This window comes from Salmonella sp. SAL04162, assembly GCF_046551535.1.
GTDB classification, from domain to species: Bacteria; Pseudomonadota; Gammaproteobacteria; order Enterobacterales; family Enterobacteriaceae; genus Salmonella; species Salmonella enterica.
Genome location: NZ_JBGDVX010000045.1, coordinates 1 through 780 on the forward strand (window position 1 = coordinate 1; position 780 = coordinate 780).

The 780-nt window shown below is 47.8% G+C and carries 2 tRNA genes and 2 rRNA genes; all 4 read left to right on the top strand.

Going from position 1 to position 780, the window contains the following annotated elements:
- Positions 1-74: ribosomal RNA gene (locus tag ACLJRH_RS26205) — 16S ribosomal RNA — on the top strand; the annotation flags it as partial.
- A 69-nt stretch (positions 75-143) separates the two neighbouring features.
- A tRNA-Ile gene (locus ACLJRH_RS26210) sits at positions 144-220 on the top strand.
- 111 nt (positions 221-331) lie between these two features.
- Positions 332-407 (top strand) — tRNA-Ala (locus ACLJRH_RS26215).
- Positions 408-589: 182 nt separating this feature from the next.
- Positions 590-780, top strand: a 23S ribosomal RNA gene (locus ACLJRH_RS26220); the annotation flags it as partial.

Consider the following 780-nt stretch of genomic DNA (forward strand, 5'->3'; position numbering starts at 1 on the left):
CTTTGTGATTCATGACTGGGGTGAAGTCGTAACAAGGTAACCGTAGGGGAACCTGCGGTTGGATCACCTCCTTACCTGAAAGAAGCGTACTTTGCAGTGCTCACACAGATTGTCTGATGAAAAACGAGCAGTAAAACCTCTACAGGCTTGTAGCTCAGGTGGTTAGAGCGCACCCCTGATAAGGGTGAGGTCGGTGGTTCAAGTCCACTCAGGCCTACCAAATTTTCCCTGAATACTGCGTTGTGAAATAACTCACATACTGATGTATGCTTCGTTATTCCACGCCTTGTCTCAGGAAAAATTATCGGTAAAGAGGTTCTGACTACACGATGGGGCTATAGCTCAGCTGGGAGAGCGCCTGCTTTGCACGCAGGAGGTCTGCGGTTCGATCCCGCATAGCTCCACCATCTCGTGAGTGTTTACGAAAAAATACTTCAGAGTGTACCTGAAAGGGTTCACTGCGAAGTTTTGCTCTTTAAAAATCTGGATCAAGCTGAAAATTGAAACACAGAACAACGAAAGTTGTTCGTGAGTCTCTCAAATTTTCGCAACACGATGATGAATCGCAAGAAACATCTTCGGGTTGTGAGGTTAAGCGACTAAGCGTACACGGTGGATGCCCTGGCAGTCAGAGGCGATGAAGGGCGTGCTAATCTGCGATAAGCGCCGGTAAGGTGATATGAACCGTTATAACCGGCGATACCCGAATGGGGAAACCCAGTGTGACTCGTCACACTATCATTAACTGAATCCATAGGTTAATGAGGCGAACCGGGGGAA